General features: G+C 43.2%; 16 protein-coding genes, 1 pseudogene and 1 riboswitch. Of the genes and pseudogenes, 3 read left to right on the top strand and 14 right to left on the bottom strand.

The genetic code is table 11. The annotated features are described in order from the left end of the window. Nucleotides 1-15: 15 nt before the first annotated feature. The gene (gene coaD, locus V6C11_RS06395; RefSeq protein ID WP_333530296.1) at nucleotides 16-504 is read right to left on the bottom strand and encodes a pantetheine-phosphate adenylyltransferase; all 489 of its coding nucleotides are present in this window, start codon (nucleotides 502-504) and stop codon (nucleotides 16-18) included. Nucleotides 505-516: 12 nt separating this feature from the next. Further along, complete coding sequence (gene rsmD / locus V6C11_RS06390) at nucleotides 517-1,065, bottom strand: 16S rRNA (guanine(966)-N(2))-methyltransferase RsmD (RefSeq protein ID WP_333530295.1); 549 nt, start codon at nucleotides 1,063-1,065, stop codon at nucleotides 517-519. 427 nt (nucleotides 1,066-1,492) lie between these two features. Between rsmD and gpr the strand changes: the two genes are divergently transcribed. Beyond that, nucleotides 1,493-2,479, top strand: coding sequence for a GPR endopeptidase (gene gpr / locus V6C11_RS06385; RefSeq protein WP_333530294.1), 987 nt, complete (start codon nucleotides 1,493-1,495; stop codon nucleotides 2,477-2,479). On the opposite strand, the gene V6C11_RS06380 is transcribed toward gpr, so the two are convergent. Both V6C11_RS06380 and recG read right to left on the bottom strand, forming a co-directional pair. Next, the gene (locus tag V6C11_RS06380; RefSeq protein WP_333530293.1) at nucleotides 2,445-2,651 is read right to left on the bottom strand and encodes a hypothetical protein; all 207 of its coding nucleotides are present in this window, start codon (nucleotides 2,649-2,651) and stop codon (nucleotides 2,445-2,447) included. The two genes, gpr and V6C11_RS06380, sit on opposite strands and share 35 nt — an antisense overlap. A gap of 85 nt (nucleotides 2,652-2,736) precedes the next feature. Then, on the bottom strand, nucleotides 2,737-4,794 hold the full coding sequence (gene recG, locus V6C11_RS06375; RefSeq protein WP_333530292.1) for an ATP-dependent DNA helicase RecG: 2,058 nt from the start codon (nucleotides 4,792-4,794) through the stop codon (nucleotides 2,737-2,739). A 176-nt stretch (nucleotides 4,795-4,970) separates the two neighbouring features. Between recG and rpmB the strand changes: the two genes are divergently transcribed. After that, a complete protein-coding gene (gene rpmB / locus V6C11_RS06370; RefSeq protein WP_333530291.1) occupies nucleotides 4,971-5,159 on the top strand; it encodes a 50S ribosomal protein L28 in 189 nt (62 codons plus the stop codon). A gap of 158 nt (nucleotides 5,160-5,317) precedes the next feature. Here the strand turns inward: rpmB and ribH are convergent, their stop codons facing one another. The 9 genes and pseudogenes from ribH to V6C11_RS06325 all read right to left on the bottom strand — a co-directional run. Continuing rightward, nucleotides 5,318-5,782, bottom strand: coding sequence for a 6,7-dimethyl-8-ribityllumazine synthase (gene ribH, locus V6C11_RS06365; protein WP_333530290.1), 465 nt, complete (start codon nucleotides 5,780-5,782; stop codon nucleotides 5,318-5,320). 31 nt (nucleotides 5,783-5,813) lie between these two features. Further along, nucleotides 5,814-7,046 (bottom strand): bifunctional 3,4-dihydroxy-2-butanone-4-phosphate synthase/GTP cyclohydrolase II, encoded by a 1,233-nt coding sequence (locus tag V6C11_RS06360; RefSeq protein WP_333530289.1) that lies wholly within the window; start codon nucleotides 7,044-7,046, stop codon nucleotides 5,814-5,816. Nucleotides 7,047-7,058: 12 nt separating this feature from the next. After that, complete coding sequence (locus tag V6C11_RS06355; RefSeq protein ID WP_333530464.1) at nucleotides 7,059-7,712, bottom strand: riboflavin synthase; 654 nt, start codon at nucleotides 7,710-7,712, stop codon at nucleotides 7,059-7,061. Further along, nucleotides 7,694-8,824 (bottom strand): bifunctional diaminohydroxyphosphoribosylaminopyrimidine deaminase/5-amino-6-(5-phosphoribosylamino)uracil reductase RibD, encoded by a 1,131-nt coding sequence (ribD, locus tag V6C11_RS06350; protein WP_333530288.1) that lies wholly within the window; start codon nucleotides 8,822-8,824, stop codon nucleotides 7,694-7,696. Before ribD ends, V6C11_RS06355 begins: the two co-directional genes overlap by 19 nt. A gap of 120 nt (nucleotides 8,825-8,944) precedes the next feature. Next, nucleotides 8,945-9,075: riboswitch (FMN riboswitch) on the bottom strand. A 215-nt stretch (nucleotides 9,076-9,290) separates the two neighbouring features. After that, nucleotides 9,291-10,484 (bottom strand): acetate/propionate family kinase, encoded by a 1,194-nt coding sequence (locus V6C11_RS06345; RefSeq protein WP_333530287.1) that lies wholly within the window; start codon nucleotides 10,482-10,484, stop codon nucleotides 9,291-9,293. Between the two features lie 35 nt (nucleotides 10,485-10,519). Continuing rightward, nucleotides 10,520-11,170: a phosphate propanoyltransferase gene (pduL, locus tag V6C11_RS06340; RefSeq protein WP_333530286.1), complete on the bottom strand. Its 651-nt coding sequence runs from the start codon at nucleotides 11,168-11,170 to the stop codon at nucleotides 10,520-10,522. Between the two features lie 350 nt (nucleotides 11,171-11,520). After that, on the bottom strand, nucleotides 11,521-13,134 hold the full coding sequence (locus V6C11_RS06335; protein ID WP_333530285.1) for a putative manganese-dependent inorganic diphosphatase: 1,614 nt from the start codon (nucleotides 13,132-13,134) through the stop codon (nucleotides 11,521-11,523). A gap of 260 nt (nucleotides 13,135-13,394) precedes the next feature. Then, the gene (locus V6C11_RS06330; protein ID WP_333530284.1) at nucleotides 13,395-14,189 is read right to left on the bottom strand and encodes an SDR family oxidoreductase; all 795 of its coding nucleotides are present in this window, start codon (nucleotides 14,187-14,189) and stop codon (nucleotides 13,395-13,397) included. A 264-nt stretch (nucleotides 14,190-14,453) separates the two neighbouring features. Further along, nucleotides 14,454-14,540 (bottom strand): annotated as a pseudogene (locus tag V6C11_RS06325) (Uma2 family endonuclease); the annotation flags it as partial. A gap of 244 nt (nucleotides 14,541-14,784) precedes the next feature. Here V6C11_RS06325 and V6C11_RS06320 point away from each other — a divergent pair. Beyond that, the gene (locus tag V6C11_RS06320; protein ID WP_333530283.1) at nucleotides 14,785-15,300 is read left to right on the top strand and encodes a ferritin-like domain-containing protein; all 516 of its coding nucleotides are present in this window, start codon (nucleotides 14,785-14,787) and stop codon (nucleotides 15,298-15,300) included. A gap of 247 nt (nucleotides 15,301-15,547) precedes the next feature. Here V6C11_RS06320 and V6C11_RS06315 read toward each other — a convergent pair whose 3' ends face one another. After that, nucleotides 15,548-16,378 (bottom strand): TraB/GumN family protein, encoded by an 831-nt coding sequence (locus tag V6C11_RS06315; protein WP_333530282.1) that lies wholly within the window; start codon nucleotides 16,376-16,378, stop codon nucleotides 15,548-15,550. Nucleotides 16,379-16,792: the final 414 nt, after the last annotated feature.

Below are 16,792 nucleotides of genomic sequence, written 5' to 3'. Positions count from 1 at the left end.
TTTATCCCTCCTTGGTTATTTACCATAGCCGTATTTCTCTTTTATTTTTTGAGCAACCAGCTCCGGAACCATGCCACTCAAGCAACCACTAAAGGAGGCAACTTCCTTCACCGTTGTGGAACTAACGAAAGAATACTCGGCTTTGGTCATTAGGTAAATAGTTTCTATCTTTGGTTCCAATTTTTTATTCGTTAAAGCAAAAACAAATTCATTTTCAAAATCAGTAATGACCCTTAATCCCCGCACAATGGCAACCGCGTTTTTATTTATAGCATAGTGAACGGTAAGCCCATCAAAGGTATCTACACTAACACTCGGGTATTTATCTAAAATCGTTTTTAAAATATCAACCCGTTCTTCCACTGAAAAAAGTGATTTTGATTTTTGAGTATTTTTGGCCACTGTAACAATAAGGTGATCAAAAAGTCCGATGGATCGTTCAATAATATCAATATGACCATTCGTAACAGGATCAAAGCTGCCGGGGTAAATCCCTATACGCATTGATTTTCCTCCTCAAAGCCTATAGAATGACAACATGGTATCTCCATACCGCTCCCGCCGAAATACCCTTAAACCCCCTACCATATCTGGCGGCAGGTCTGCCCTATCACTCTCCACTATCAATATTCCTTCATTTGTTAGTAGATCATATTCTAGAACTTTTTGCAGCGTAGGTATTTCAAAGCCCCTTTTATAGGGAGGGTCAATAAAAATCAACTCAAAGCTTTCTTTTTTTCTACCAAGTACTTGAATGGCCTGACTTACCTCGGTTGTCATTACCTCTGCCTTATCCAGTACATTGCATAATCTCAAATTTTCTCCAATGATTTTACTGGTATTGCGATCTTTTTCCACCAAAACAGCCTTTGCTGCACCTCGACTTAGGGCTTCTATAGCAACGGCACCTGTGCCACTAAACAAATCCAGTATTCGACTACCTGGCACCTCATAGGAAAGAATATTAAAGAGAGCCTCTCTTACCCTATCCGATGTAGGCCGTGTGGACATTCCCTTAGGACTCTTTAAATTTCGTCCCTTGGCGGTTCCGGCAATAATGCGCAATACGAATAATTCCTCCTAAAACGTGGTCTGTGTTATACCTTAACATTCATTATTATAACACACTCGATTAAAAAAAATCGTTTTTTTTACATTGCAGACAAGTTTTGCATAAATTAGCTCTAGGAGGAACAGGATATTTATTAGCCGTCAGCCTTTAGCTTTTAGCACTTAGCAGCCTAAAAAATGGTCCTGGGCCATGAGCCGTTGGCCTTGGATTTTAGGCCATCAGCCGTCAGCCTGAGCTAGCAAAGGATCCTTTTCATCATTGAAAGGCTATCTACAAGGTCCTTCGCTAGCTTAGGATGACAAAAAACATATACCCCAAAGTAACAAGCATACAAGCCCAAGGCCCACGATGCATGGCTCAAGGCCTTCTTCCATTGGCTATTCTAAAGCTGAAGGCTGAAGGCTAATAAAGGAGGTTCCTATGGATACTAATTTCTTTAAAAACAACAACATAAGTCTAGATCTGGCGGTGGAGGCCAGGGAGGTAGTGCGAGGTCAAACGGGACAGGAAATACCTGGTTGTATTATGGAGAAGGAAAGCTATGACCATGCCACGGTAACAATTGTGCGAGTGGTAGAAAAATATGCAGAAGAAATAATGGGCAAACCACAGGGTAATTATATTACCATTGAGGCTCCTTCAATTCGTGAAAACAGTAAACAGTCCCATCAGGAGATTGCTGAAATCTTAGCCAAGCAGTTATCTTCCTTATTTAGTTTGCCAGAACACGCCAATGTATTAGTGGTTGGTCTAGGAAATTGGAACGCCACGCCGGATGCCCTCGGCCCCAAGGTAGTGGGAATGACCCTCGTGACCAGACATATGTACAACTATGCCCCAGAGGAAATCCGGGGTGGCATGCGTTCGGTAAGTGCCCTCTCTCCTGGGGTGTTAGGTCTGACCGGCATTGAAACTGCAGAAATCATTAAGGGTGTAGTCGAAAAAATCAAACCTGAACTAGTAATCGCAGTAGACGCTTTAGCTTCTAGGTCAATTGAGAGAATTGGTACAACCATTCAACTTGCAGATACAGGCATAGCACCCGGTTCAGGAGTAGGAAATAAACGCAAAGGGCTAAATATCGAAACACTTGGTGTAAAAACAATTGCCATCGGTGTACCCACTGTTGTCCCAGCAGCGGTTATTGCCGGGGAAACATTGGATCGCTTAGTTGAACAAGCTAAAGATAAACCAGAGTTACAGGGCATCTATCAAAATATGAACTCGGAAAGCTTCCAGCCCATCATCAATGCTATCTTACAGCCCTATACTTCCGGTCAATTAATGGTAACCCCCAAGGAAATAGACACCCTCATTGAAAGCACCGCCAAAATCATTGCCGGTGGCATTTCCCTTGCCCTTCACCCAGCCATTAGTGCTGAGGAGTATAGTCAGTATTTGCATTAAACTCGGCATCGTTACCATGATCGGTTTTTGTTAAATAATCAGCACCGGTGGTTGGCTGAGTTAGACCGATCTTATTGCTTTCATCCGTGTGACCAATTTCCTGTCCTACCTCAAAACGGCTGGTATCATTGGCCCTTTGCTTTAGCCGAGATTTTTTATTATTTGCTGGCATCGTCATCACCTCTGGTATTATTATTTGACCAAGCAAATTGAACATACTTAGGAAAACATAACAAGGCGTGGAACATTTTCCACGCCTAACTTACGTCGCTATATTTAACAAAGTCAGGAAACCGCCGGGCAAATTGTGCGAAAAGCTGTTTATGCATGGGTGATTTTAAATTTGGGTTCGCACTTAACAGTGCTTCCGCTTCTTTTTTTGCCTGTTCGATTTCTTTGCCATCTCTAACTAAATTGGCAATTTTAAATTCTGGTAAACCAGATTGACGGGTACCAAAAAACTCTCCCGGTCCACGCAGTTTCAAATCTTCTTCCGCTAAAACAAAACCATCCTGGGTACGACACATAGCAGCTATTCGTTCCTTCGCCTCATGGGTGGTTGGGTCCCCCACCAAAAGGCAGTAGGATTGCTGACTACTTCGCCCCACCCTGCCCCTAAGTTGATGAAGCTGCGCCAGTCCAAAACGCTGGGCATCCCAAATAACCATCGCCGTAGCGTTGGCTACATCTACACCTACCTCAATTACCGTGGTGGAAACTAAAAGGTCAAGGGTACCCTGGCGAAAATCATTCATAGTCGTTTCTTTTTCCGCAGCCTTCAGGCGACCATGGAGTAATCCCACCGAACAGCCAACAAGGGCTTTTTTTAGCCTCTCATACAAATCAACTGCTGCTTGGGTGTCTATTTTTTCGGATTCTTCAACTAAGGGACAGACAACATAGGCCTGTCTGCCTTCTAATATCTGTTGTTTAATCAAGCCCACGGCTTTACCTGCTTGGGCTAGGCTAAGATGATGGGTTTTTATTTTCTGCCTGCCTGGGGGTAATTGGTCAATCACCGAAACATCAAGATCTCCATATAGGGTTAAGGCTAACGTGCGGGGTATCGGGGTTGCTGTCATGACCAGCACGTCCGGTACCGACCCTTTGTCCTGCAGGGCAGCCCGTTGGCGAACGCCAAACCTATGCTGCTCATCTACCACCACTAGACCTAAGTTTTGATAGTTCACCCCTTCAGAAATCAAGGCGTGGGTACCGATTACCACTTGGATTTTGCCATTTGCCACTGACGCCAATATTTCTTTCCTGCCCCTGCGGTTGCTGCCTGTTAATAAAGCCACCTTCACTCCCAAAGGTTCAAGTAGTTCTTGAATACTCCTAGCATGTTGCTCTGCTAAAAGCTCTGTGGGTGCCATTAGGGCCCCCTGCAGCCCGGCCCCTGCGGCCTTGCATAAGGCTAACGCAGCGATTATGGTTTTACCAGCCCCTACATCACCCTGCAACAAACGATTCATGGGATAAGGGCTTTTTAAATCTGCTGCAATTTCCTGCCACACCCTCTTCTGGGCCTCGGTTAAGGTAAAGGGTAAGCTGTTGCTTAGACGCTCCGTAAGGACATCATCCTGATAGCTATGGGTTTTTGTTTTTTTATGAATGCGCCCCTTTTGCAGAGACAGCCCCAACTCAAACAAAAATAGTTCTTCCAAAATAAACCTACGCCTGGCTCGCTGACAAGATTCCTGACTCTCAGGAAAATGTATCTCCCGCAGGGCCTCGGGCAGACAAGGTAAATTATACTTATCCAGCAGGGAGTCAGGTAAAAATTCCTCTGCCAAGGATCCTACCTGATCAAGGGTTGTTTTTATTAAAGAACGGAAAAAGCGTTGATTGAGCTGCTCCGTCAGGGGATAGATCGGCACAATTCTACCACTGTGCAGCCCCTCATCTTCTCCTAATACTTCATGATCGGTAACTTGTATTTGCGGTATGCCATATTTTCTATCTATTTTTCCAGTTAGCAGAAGTTTTTTACCCGGGGGATATTGTTTTTTTATGTAGGGCTGATTGAACCATACTGCATAAAAGGTACCAGCCCCCTCCTGCAAAGCTAACTTCGTTATCGTCAGGCCCCTTCTGGGTTTGCTCTCCTGGGCTGCAATGACCATACCCTTAACGGTGGCAACATCCCCCTGGGCAAAGGAATGGGCTGGCCGGATGCTGCTCCGATCCTGATGTTCCCTGGGAAAATGGTATAGTAAATCCCAAATTGTATAAATACCCAACCGTTCCAACTGAATGGCCCTCTGGGGTCCCACTCCCTTAACGTATTGAATTGATTGGTATAAATCCAGCATAATATCACCATTTTATAAAAACATATGTTCTATTATAACATGGGGGGAAATTCCATGGTAGTAAGATTTATTATTTTTTATTTGATTTTAGCTTTATTTATGGTATACTATCCTAGTGAACATTGGCAAGTTATCCTAAGTTATGTGGTTATTGTGTCATTAAAGGAGGTGTAACAATGGCCAAGTGCGCAATTTGTGACAAAGGTGTAACCGTTGGCATTAAGTTAAGCCACTCTCATATTCGTACCAAGCGGACCTGGAAACCCAACCTGCAACGTGTTAAAGCTGTCGTTGATGGTTCCCCCAAGCGTATCATGGTATGCACCCGTTGTCTACGGAGTGGAAAAGTGCAGCGCGCTATCTAGTTGCACCTAAATCATATAGGTTTTTCAAAAACGGCCCTTTGGCCGTTTTTTATTTCTATAACAACCGACCATTCTTTTATTCGTTCTTAATCCGTTTTTATTGCATAACAAAAGGGAGCTCGCATACTAAAAAATTATGCAAACTCCCTTTCCTTCTATTAGATGGTTTTCAACAAATTCGCCATTTCAATGGCTGTGTTGGCAGCTTCCCAACCTTTGTTGCCAGCTTTACTGCCAGCTCTTTCAATGGCTTGCTCAATGGTATCTACGGTCAGTATGCCAAAGATAACCGGCAGGTTACTATCAAGACTAACCTTAGCTATTCCTTTGGATACTTCGGCAGATACATAATCAAAGTGAGGAGTTGCTCCTCTGATTACAGCCCCTAGACAAATAACCCCGTCGTAACGCTGGGTATCAGCCATTTTCTTAGCCACTAGGGGAATTTCAAAGGCACCTGGTACATAGGCAATTTCAACATTCTCATCTTCCACCCCATGACGTTTGAGCGCATCCAGCGCACCACTTAGCAATTTGTTCGTAATAAAGTCATTGAAACGTCCTACAACTATACCAAATTTTAAACCTTGTCCCAGTAAATGCCCTTCAAAAATTTTCTGCATGGTTTTCTCCTCCTGTTATAATGGATAATCTTTATTCATTCACCGTTTTTTTATTGGCTTCTTCTAGATTTAAAAGATGTCCCAATTTGCACTTCTTCGTACTGAGGTATTTTTCATTTGACTTTCCTGCTATGATTTCGATGGGTACACGGTCTACAACCTCTAAGCCATAACCCTCTAAGCCAGCAATTTTACGTGGATTATTGGTCAGTAGTCTTATTTTTCTCAGTCCCAGATCAGCCAATATTTGAGCCCCAATGCCATAGTCCCGCAGGTCTGCAGGGAAGCCTAAGGCTAGGTTGGCCTCTACGGTATCTGCCCCCATATCTTGAAGTTTATAGGCCTTAATCTTATTCATCAGGCCGATACCCCGGCCTTCTTGTCTCATGTAAAGAAGTACGCCAACCCCTTCATTTTCGATGGCTTGCATAGCCCTTGCCAATTGATCCCCACAATCACAGCGCACTGAGCCAAAAACATCCCCGGTTAAACATTCAGAGTGAACCCGCACTAAAGGTGCCTCCACACTGGATAGGTCCCCTTTGACCAAGGCAATATGTCCCTTGCCATCGATTAGGCTCTCATAGCCAACTGCTGTAAATTCGCCGTATTGGGTAGGCATTTGGGCCGACTCAATTTTCTTAATAAATTTTTCGTGGTGTCTGCGGTATTTGATTAATTCTGCAATGGTGACTAGCTTTAAATCATGGGTTTTACAAAATTCCACCAATTCGGGAACCCTGGCCATGGTCCCATCATCCTTCATAATTTCACAAATAACCCCAGCTGATCTTAGACCTGCCAATCTAGCTAGATCCACCGCAGCCTCGGTATGACCAGTCCTTACCAAAACCCCACCTTCCTGGGACCGCAGGGGAAATATATGACCTGGACGACGTAAATCCTCGGGTTTTGTATTGGGATCTAGCATTTTTTTAATGGTTAGGGCACGCTCAACGGCCGAAATACCTGTGCTGCATTCCTTTGCATCAACGGATACGGTAAAGGCCGTTCCATTGGGATCCGTGTTATTGGATACCATTGCCGGCAGATCCAATTCATCAAGACGCTGACCATATATGGGCATACAGATCAAACCACGCCCGTAGGTGGCCATAAAGTTCACAGCCTCTGTTGTGGCTAATTCTGCAGCCATGACCAGGTCACCTTCATTTTCGCGATCTTCATCATCAACGACCACAATCATTTTTCCTGCACGGATATCTTCAATGGCCTCTTCAATTGTATTAAATTTGTATGTCATGACTTTTCCCCCTTATAAAAATCCGTTGGCTGCTAAAAATTCCAGATTAATTTTACTATCAGCGGCTTTGTCTTCCTGCTGCCCCTGTAATAACCGTTCAATATATTTGCCAATAATATCCGATTCAAGGTTCACAGAATTACCAATCTTCTTGTCTCCCAGGACAGTGGCCTGGGCTGTATGAGGAATTAATGATACCTGAAATTTATCCCCAGCAAAATCAACCACCGTAAGACTGGTACCATCGATGGCTATGGAACCTTTTTTAATAATATATTTCATCACCTGGGGTGGAGCCTGAATCGTAACGATGGTGGCAATATCATATCTTTCCTTACCAACAATGGTACCTATCCCATCCACGTGACCTGATACCATATGTCCCCCCATGCGGTCACCAAGCCGCAAAGCCCTTTCAAGGTTAACCGGACTGCCAGGCTTAAGATCCCTGAGGTTTGTTTTCACCAGTGTCTCCGCCATTACATCGGCGGTAAAGGTCCCTTTGTCCATTGTAGTAACGGTTAGACAAACACCATTGACAGCGATACTATCACCAATTTTTGTATCTTGCAGAACCTTGGAGCCTAAAATATGTAGTCCAGCTGAATCCGGTCCCTTTGATATACCCCTAATGGTGCCAATCTCTTCTACAATTCCGGTAAAGATATGCCATTCCCCCCTTTCGAGGTATAACCAGTCACGAGATAGTCTGTTCCCAACGGTTGCACTGACATCTGATAAATTTGGGTGGCATCCTGTAAACTTGTTATCCCTTCACCCCGGACAGGACCAGGGGCAAGGTCACCCCCGATAATTTTGGGTGCTATAAACCAAGCAATCTTATCAACGATACCAGCATTTAAGGCAGAACCACTGATTTTCCCGCCACCTTCGATTAATACACTGGATATTTGTTTTTCTCCCAGTAGTTCCATTAGTTTAGCCAGATCTACTCCTGGCCCTGCCCCAGGAACTACAATAATCTCTGCTCCGGCTGCCATTAGGCTTGCCTTACGTTCTACCGGTGCTGACTCATTTGTGGCAATAATCGTATGGGCCGCCGACTCCTGAATAAGCACTTGGCTAGCAGTAGGAGTTCGGGCCATGCTATCTACGATGATGCGGATGGGGTCTTTTCCTCTGACCTCAGGCAATCTCGCCGTAAGTGACGGATTATCTGCCAATACGGTATTTACTCCCACTAAAATGGCATCATATTGATCCCTTAATCGGTGGCCATATTCTCTGGCTTCATTACCGGTAATCCACTTTGATTCCCCACTGGCAGTTGCTATTTTGCCATCCAGACTGGTGGCAGCCTTTAATACCACAAAGGGCTTTTTGGTTGTAATGTATTTTATAAAAACCTCATTTAATTCTCTGGCCTCCTCTTCCAGCAGGCCGGATATTGCTTCTATACCAGCATCCTTTAAAATATTTAGCCCCTTGCCAGCAACCAAGGGATTAGGGTCCAGCATGGCTGCCACAACCCTTTTCACTCCTGCCTTGATCAAAGCCTCTGTACAGGGGCCCGTTCTGCCATGATGACAACAGGGTTCCAAAGTAACATACACAGTGGCATCCTTAGCCCTTGCCTTGGCGTCGGCCAAGGCAGCCACCTCGGCGTGGGCACCACCTGCTTTAGCGTGATAGCCTTTGCCAACCACTTCGCCATCCTTTACCAAAACAGCTCCCACCATGGGGTTAGGGCTAGTACGACCCCTTGCTTTGGCTGCCAGTTCAAGGGCCATTTGCATATAGCACCTGTCCTGATCCATTTTTTCATCCCCTTAGAAAAACTCTTTGTGCCTAATAAACAAAATAAAACCCTGAAAGGATCAGGGTTTTTTGGCAAAGGCAAGTAGGCCATGCAAAAGAATGTTTTTTGCAGGCTCAACTATAACCTTCTTCCATCCAGACTTTAACTGTCGGCTCTGGCATCTCACCAGATCATGCCCCAAGGGGCTCGCGGGCTTGGCCCTTTGGCCATACCGCCGGTAAGGAATTACACCTAACCCTGAAGGTTTTGTTTATTAATTTAACTCCATTATATTCCTGAGTTTGTTCGTATGTCAATCTTTAAATAACCCACTCCGGTTTTCACCTATATTTTGACCAGTTTGTTTCAAATCATGCAGTGATAATGGGACAACAAACCTGTTCCTTTTGCACCTATAAAAAAGTGTCGCTTGACTACTAAGGGGTAGTTTCGCGACACTTCTTTACTTTATATAAATAAACGATCTACTGAACCAGTTCTTTGGTTTCCCGGGCAATCATTAATTCTTCATTGGTGGGAACAACCATTGCTGTAAAGGGAGCACCGGGCTTACTGATGATAACTTCTTTACCCCGGGATTTGTTTTTCTCTTCATCAATTTGTAAACCAGTGTAGGCAAGTCCTTTTAAGACCCTTGCTCTCATGTCAACGGAGTTTTCACCAATGCCACCGGTAAAGGCTACTACATCCAAACCACCCAGGGCTGCTGTGTAAGCTCCAATATATTTAATAATACCATAGGCAAACATACTCAAAGCTAATTCAGCTCTTTCGTTGCCTTTGTTGGCAGCATCTTCTAGGTCACGGAAATCACTGCTGATACCGGAAACACCCAATACGCCACTCTTCTTATTTAAGACATTACTAATATCTGCAAGACTTATTTGCTCCTTCTCCATCAGGAAAGAAACAATGGCTGGGTCCATATCCCCGGTTCTCGTACCCATCGGCAGACCTGGCAGAGGAGTAAAGCCCATGGAAGTATCCTGTGATACCCCATTGCCTACTGCAGAAATACTAGAACCATTGCCCAAATGGCAAACAATAATCTTTAACTCCTCAACTGGTTTGCCTAATATTTCCGCTGCCCGATAAGAAACAAACTTGTGAGAAGTGCCGTGGAAACCGTAACGGCGAATTTTATACTTCTCATAATATTCGTAGGGAATAGCATAAGTATATGCTTGCTTGCTCATGGCTGAATGGAAAGCAGTATCAAACACAGCCACATGTGCTACATGAGGCATCAGTTCTTGACAAGTTTTAATACCCACAATATTGGGGGGATTGTGGAGAGGTGCCAATTCTGACATTTCCTCTAACACCTTCATCAGTTCAGCATCAACTACCACAGATGTATTAAATTTTTCACCGCCGTGTACCACACGGTGTCCTACAGCCTTAATTTCCGCGGTGTCCTTAATGGCACCATATTTTTCATCGGTAATGCATTTTAAAATGGTCTCAAGGGCAACTTTGTGGTTTGGCAGGTCTTGCTCCAATACCAATTCTTCACCCTTACTATTTTCCTGCTTAATTCTGGAACCAGCGATCCCAATTCTTTCAGATAAGCCAGAAAGCAATACGGATTCTTGGGTCATGTCCATTAATTTATATTTAATAGATGAACTACCACAGTTAACAACTAAAACTAACAAGGGGGGTCCCTCCTCTAACGCGATTACTTATTTATCTATTTTACAAGCTCGGAAATATGTCCATGGATCTTATAGGCATATACGACATCACCGTTTCTTAAACCAACAGCATTTCCTTCGTCAGTATCCACATGCATTTCTAATTTGTACTTGTCACTTACACGAACCAATACATCCCCAAAGATAATTCCTCTGGGTCCCTTGGCTCTTACATAAATTCTATCGCCATCTTCTAAACCGTATTTTTCAGCATCAGAAGTATGCATGTGAATATGACGAGCAGCAATGATAGCACCTTCATCTACAGTTACTGAGCCAGCAGGTCCAACGATTGTTACAGAGGCAGATCCTGCTAAATCCCCGGAGTCTCTAAGGGGAGCCTTAATGCCAATTTTGAAGCAGTCAGAAATAGAAAGTTCTACTTGACTTTTCTTGCGTTCAGGTCCAAGTACGCGAACCTTTTCAATAACACCCTTGGGTCCAACAACGGTTACCATTTCTTCACAGGCAAATTGGTCTGGTTGAGAAAGATCTTTGAATCTTGTTAATACATGACCAGGTCCAAATAATATTTCCACGTGTTCTTTGGTCAGATGCACGTGACGGGCAGAAATCCCTACGGTGATAGTAATTGGAGTGATTTCATCTGGATTTACCTGAGTTGGCAGTTGAGCATTAGTTGCCATTGTACAACACTTCCTTTGTGAATTTTTTATTAGTTTTAACCCTGATGATATATAATTATGGGCAAAAATTATTTACATATTGCTATAGGCTTTGTGTTCTTAGACAAAAAAATGCAATTTTTTATTCTGTCGCAGCTAGATCTATTATCATTATATCAACGATGTAATAAAAATGTAATTTTTTGTCGTCACAAAATTGATTTTATTTACTAAACCCCTTTTAAAGTTTGTGCACAATTTCTCATTTCTGATTTTATCTAGTTTTGACTTATATTTCAAGTCTATTTCATAACTCATTTTTCAGAATTTTTAATAAGGGCATACAATTTTGAAAACTCCTTCATATGAAATTATTTTAAAAGGCTAAGGGTCTCTGAAATTTTAGGAATAACCTGTTTTTTTCTAGACACCAGGCCAGCAACAAACACCCCTTGTTCAGCAGTTACCTGAAAGGCTGTTGGAATAAGCGAATTGTTCCTTGCCTGATAAAGTAAATAGGAACCCTCGTTGATGATATCTGTAATGACCAGCATCGTCAAAATATAATTTTTGTGCTGATGGGTCTGGTCTACAAATTCTATAAACTGTTGTTTTCGATTAAATAAATCTTCCGTATCCAGCGTGAAAACCTGCGCCACTCCGATTGTACAACCCTCTAGCTCAAATTCCTTAAAGTCTTTATAAAAGATTTCTTGAATACTATAACCTTCCAAAGAACTCCCTAGCTTAAACATTTCCATGGCAAAGTGTTCCATGTCAATTTTTACAATATTATTTAACTCTAAAGCTGACTCTTTATCTAAATCGGTAGTAGTAGGTGATTTAAAGAGTAAGGTATCCGATAGAATACCAGCCAATAAAACCCCTGCGATTTGTTGCGTTATTTTAACATTGAATTCCCTAAACATTTGATAAACGATGGTACAGGTACTTCCTACGGGCATGTTACGGAAAGCAATGGGCTTCGTTGTACAGATATCGCCAATTTTATGGTGATCTACAATTTCTAGGATTTCAGCTTCATTTAACCCCTCGGCACTTTGGGAATATTCATTATGATCAACTAGGATCACCTTTTTCCTCCCTGGATTAATAATATGCCTCTTGTTGATAAAGCCATGAAAAATATTTTCGTTATTCACTACAGGGTAATTTCTATAATTATTGTGTAAGACTTCTTCTTTTACCTCGTCAAGATAATCGTTTTCCTTAAACTTTACAATGCCACTGCTTTTCATAATGGAAGATACATAATTGCACTGGTTAATTAATTTTGATGTAGTATAGGTATCTAAAGGAACAGAAATCATGGCCACGTTATTTAATTGAGCCATTTGCAAATAGACCTCTGGAATTTCCCCTGATCCAGTAATAATAACTAATTTCACCTGGGAACGAATGACACACTCCAGAATATCATAGCGATCCCCAACAATGATTATATCCTCGGGCCCCAAAGAACCTTGGATATTCTTATAGTAATAGGCAATTACAGAGATTTTGCCCGTTACGTTAAAATCTTGACCCGTGAGAATCTTACCATTCAGGTCTTTAACAATATTGTTCAAGGAAGTATCCAGCCTATAAAAATCACCCTTGATTAACTCCATGGCAATATCCTTTATAGTTAATATGCCTTGTAATTGGTTTTTATCATTGACCACCGGCAGGGTTCTCATATTATTTTGTTCCATTCGTTTATAGGCTGATAGGATTGATGTACTCAGGGTAATGCCATCTACCCTGTCATACTCCAAATCTTTAACCTGCGTTTTAACATTTTCCAAAATAATCGGAGCAGCAATACCAAAGTGGTTTAAAACAAACTCAGTTTCTCTGTTGATTTTCCCCAAAGAACAGGATACGGTCTTCAATCCTAAACAATTTTTAAGATACGAAAGGCCAATGGCCGAAGCCACAGAGTCTGTATCAGGATTTTTGTGTCCAATAACAAAAGAAATCATTTTCGTCCTCCAAAAATACCAGAAAATTGTATTGTTTTATTAATATTTCGAATTCTAATTAATAAAACACAAATGTCCGTAAATCCAACAAAAATTGAATTTCCGGACAACAAATGGCGGAGTGAAATTATAGGGTTTGGGCATTCTGATGAAAAACCAGCCTGCGGTATAGCCTTTGGGCCATGCCGCCCGCAGCTTTGGTATTGTTTTATCGGGAGCGTCTCCACAGATGCACCTATTTGCAGAGAAAGAACCCTCGTTTAGATGGTGGTCCAGCCACCATCAATCGTCAGAAGCTGACCAGTGGTATAGCTGGAAGCATCCGAAGCAAAATAAACCAGCGCGCCGTCCAACTCGCCCTCACGACCTGCACGCTTCATGGGGCAGTATGTGTCGAGCACCTGCTGGAACGAAGGGTCTGCGAACACCGCTTCGGTCAGCTCGGAGGGGAAGTAGGCCGGTCCGATGGCGTTGACGGTAATGTTGTACTGCGCCCACTCGTTGGCCATCTCCTTGGTCATCATATGCACCGCGCCCTTGGCGGTGCAGTAGGCACTCAGGCCGGCGCCCGGCATCGCCACGCTGCTGTGAATCGAGCCGATGTTGATGATCTTGCCGTATTTGCGGGCGATCATACCTTTGCCGAACTCTCTGCTGGCAAAGTAAACGCCGTTGATGTTGACATCCATGACCCATTTCCAAGTCTCATCGCTCTGATCCTCGGCGGAAATGATTGTGCCGACACCCGCATTGTTCACGAGAATGTCCACCTTGCCAAATGCTTCTTCAATTACCTGAACGGCTTTTTTCAGTGCCTCGGTATCGGTCACGTCGCAGGGAACCGAGATGCAATGCACGCCCAGCTTCGAAATTTCCGCTTTTACCGCTTCCAGTTTGTCAACTCTGCGCGCCAGCAACGCAACATCGGCGCCCTGACGGGCAAGTGCTTTGGCAAACTGTACGCCTAGTCCAGAGGATGCTCCGGTGACGACTGCGGATTTTCCTGTCAGATCAAATAAGCCCATGGATTTTTCCACCTTTTCTAATTTTTGCATGACCAGGGCCACGCTGTTAATTTCGAGTATTATACCGTGATATCCTTGTGAATGCAAACCGACATGCTCACAGCAGTGCAAATTCCTGTTTGTCCGTATGTTTAAACAAGTCTTACGTTCACAATATCACGCTTTACTCCATAGAAAAGATATATCTTCCCGTAACGGAAAAATATGTAATGACAGGACTTGAACCAATTTGCCCAAATTGGCATATACACTGCATTATAACACTTTTATCAAACCGTTGGAACCATTTATGACTTTTTTCTTCTTGTCATAGGCTGCTGTGGCTGGAGCAAGAACCTCAATCATCAGATCCGGTGCACCCTGGATGTTCCGTTCTCCGATATGGTAGATTGTATTTATTGTCCTATTATTTATCACACAAAATTTGCAGACGAATTATGTTTCCAGTAGTTGTTTCAAAAAATGATTAAAAGAAATGAAAAATCTCAATATATATATGAGTCCTTATATTTCCACGCCCCAATATTAATAACGCTTCATCCCCTATATTGCTCGGTGGTTCTGTCATAATTTCCTGTCCGCACGAATAAATTATACGGTATAACCATGCGGAAAGGGGAATGGCATGAGCGGTAATCAAATCAGCGAGTGCAACTACAAGGTAGACGCGCCGTACCCGCAGGTGCGGGTGGACGGTCAAAACCCCATTTATGCCCATGAGATGCTCAGCGACATGGCCGATGTTGTTTCCGAGATGAGCGACGTCTCTCGGTATTTCTATATCGCAGTCGTGACGCAGCAAAAGTATAGTTCGATTTCAACATGCTTTCATAATATCAGTATCGTTGAAATGCACCACCTCAACATGTTCGCTGAGCTTGCACGGCTACTGGGCGCAGACCCGCGGCTTTGGAGCGGCCGGGCACGCAAGCGCTGGTGGTCACCATCGTTTATCCGTTACCCGCGCGAGTTGTGTGCACTGATAGCCGAATCAATCAAAGCAGAGACGGCAGCCATCCGCAAGTATTCCAGCCAGGCGAATACCATCCGCGATCCGAATATCGTAGCGATATTAAATCGCATCATCCTCGACGAAGAACGTCACCTTCAGATTTTCAGCGAGATGTATCAGCAGATATAAGGGCGGTATCAGAAGAACCGAAGTTAAAGCTACCCGATAAACTCCTGTTTTATCTGCGTTCATATCCGTGACATTATAAGGGATTGAGAGGAAATAGGACGTCATAAAAACAGGCTGACACATTATCAGCCTGTTTTTGTTTTTATGACCATTCGAGGGTCATTCGACATGAAATAATAGTGCGACAAAGATTTATTCTTTCAGGCGCAAATTTACTACTAAATTTAAACAACAAAATTTAAATTTATCATACCACATTGTTCCAACTATACGGTGTAACCATGTATCCATGTTTTTCGATACCCTCTAGTACACCCGTTTCACCAGCCAAATGCGCTGCACCGATTATCACCAGTAGACTTTGTTTGCATAGTAGAGCAGCTAACCTGTTCACCATGGCTTCATTTCGCTTCACCATCATCGGGGCGGTCATGTCTTCGTCACGCAATAATCGTAAATCCTCCGAAGCGTAACGAGCATACATATCGGGCGTGGTAGGGTCATCGTAGGCATCAATAATTTTCTTTAGCGTCGCAACATCGTCATCTGTAACCGCTTCTGGGATTGCTGTCAGCCATTCGGTTTGTTCAGCGACTGTTTCTAAGGTAAAAATCGGGTATTTTTGCTCTTTTGCCAATCGGGTAAAATGCTTTTCTATCTCGAATACATTGTCTAGTGAAAAAAATTCGGACGATTGCTGCTGGACTACCGTTATCATGAGGGCGACGAGCGAAAGTAACACATTATCGAGTAGCGGTACGATATCTTTGCTGGTTGCTGAGGAGTTCAATATATCGAGTAGACGTACGTAATGCTTCTCGCCAAGCAGACTTGCCACATCATGTAGCTTGTCGCTGCCGCCAAATAACGACTGGCTTGTGGTGTCTATTTCGGCTTCGTCAAGCTCGGCTTCGATACAGAGCGCTTTTGTTTCGCTGAGTAATCCCTCTAATTTCGCAAGAGGCAGGGGGATTTTATCGAGGTTCATCTGGTGAACAGAGCCGAAGATATACGATGGCTTATCGCCGGTCTTTTCGATTTTCCAACAGAGAGAGTGGTTGTATTTTGGCTCGGTCATGTTCTTATTTTACCTCCTGGTATATTCCATGCGCTGCGTGCAACCAAAGAAAAAAGTCGCCCATTCGATGACAGGTTTCGTTCTTTTGCAATTTGTAAACACCGTGGAAAAAAGATTTCTTTGTTTAGCCCATGATTCTCTATATCTTTTCAAAATTTGAGAGATTCTCAAATTGGAAATCGAAAACGGTATGTTTACGGACAATTGTCCCCACCAAAGAGCATCGGCTTTCGCAATTGTTATGTTTCAGTTTCCAGATGGGACTACTTGCGGGTACCCACCGATGGTGGTCTTCTGTCAAGATATCGGACAAGTTAAAAGTAGAAATATCCCTAGTTTATTGTTTTAACATGCTAAAGCACTTTCGAAATCATAAGGTGATATCATGCCACAATGTTCATGAATTCTAACAGT

The organism is Desulfotomaculum sp. 1211_IL3151 (genome assembly GCF_036763075.1).
GTDB lineage: Bacteria > Bacillota > Desulfotomaculia > Desulfotomaculales > Desulfotomaculaceae > Desulfotomaculum.
Note: the sequence above shows the minus strand (reverse complement) of the source record. Positions and strands in the feature narration are given on the sequence as shown.